We start from the raw sequence: 1,347 nt of genomic DNA on the forward strand, positions 1-1,347 counted from the left end.
ATATGGCGATGTATCAGAACGGCGTGCGTTAATGGCGAAAGTGCTTAATCCAAAATTAGGAGTGGGAACGTTGCGCTATGAGAATGAACGTATTGTGCGCATCATCAAATGCATTGCCGACGGCGTACCTTTGTTTCCGGACAAAGAGGGCCGTTCCCAACGATTGCAAAAAGGTTCAATTACGTTTATTGCACCGGGTGTTTACTGGGAATCATTAAACATTATCGAGGAACCGCCGTATATCCCGTTATTTAAGTTTCCTTTTAGTGGAACACGCCTATTCAAAACAGGGCTACAACAAGATGAACGTATCATTACGAATGACGGTGATGCTGAAACGCCGCTCTACGTTGAATTACAAGGGCCAGCAACAAATCCACGTATCATCAATAAGACGACAGGCAAATATATTAAGGTGGACCAAGATTTACTGATTGGTGAAACGATGATTATCGATACGAATCCTGATACAGCAAAAGTTATTTTTATAGATGTAGAAGGGAATGCACGAAATGTCGTACACTGGCTTGATCTCGGTTCATCACTTGCGTCTTTTAAATTACAAATTGGTGAGAATCGTATCGCATATGTCGCGGATAGCGACATTAGAAACAACACATTCAACTTAACATGGCGTAAGCAATATAACGCCGTATAGAAAGGGGAGAGAAGATGGCAGAACTATATAAAATGTTCGACTCAACAGAAGAAGATGAAAGATGGTATATGGCGAGTGATTTCGCCGAATACTTTGGTAACGTCTTATCGAGTGGGCTATTGCACACAAATAATGTGCCAGCGCTTCGGGTTTCAGTTGGTGATGGGTTAACAACACGCTTGAGTACAGGCAAAGCGTTAATCAAAGGGTTTAGCTACCAAAACACCACAGTTTTAACATTTGAACATGCTATCCCAAATGTAAGTAAATCACGCATTGACCGTATTGTCCTTCGATTAGATTTACGTAGTGAAAATCGTTACATTAAAGCGTTTGTGAAACAAGGGGAGGAAGCGACTAATCCAGTCGCACCAACATTACAACGTGACAACTACATTTACGAAATCTCGCTTGCGCAAGTCAGAGTAACATCTGGCGATAAAGCAATCAATCCACTTTATTTCGTTGATGAGCGCTTTAACGAGGATTTATGTGGGCTTGTAAGTTCATTAATCAGCGTACCAACAAGTGAATTTCAAGCGCAATGGGATTACTGGTTTAGTGCTCAAAAAGGTGTATATGTCACTGAAATGCTTAATTGGCTTGCTGAACAAAAGAAAGTATTTACCGATTGGCGAGATAACGAGGTGCAGTTATTTACCGACTGGCGTTCGGTGCAACAGACGGAA

The 1,347-nt window shown here is 41.5% G+C and carries 2 protein-coding genes; both read left to right on the plus strand.

Going from position 1 to position 1,347, the window contains the following annotated elements; genetic code table 11:
• Positions 1-658 (plus strand): phage distal tail protein (locus ACFSY7_RS20300; RefSeq protein ID WP_380147177.1); only part of this gene is annotated, 658 nt, incomplete at its 5' end.
• Positions 659-672: 14 nt separating this feature from the next.
• On the plus strand, positions 673-1,347 hold a 675-nt coding region (locus ACFSY7_RS20305), incomplete at its 3' end, for a hypothetical protein (protein WP_380147178.1).

This window comes from Kurthia populi (assembly GCF_042686175.1).
GTDB lineage: Bacteria > Bacillota > Bacilli > Bacillales_A > Planococcaceae > Kurthia > Kurthia populi.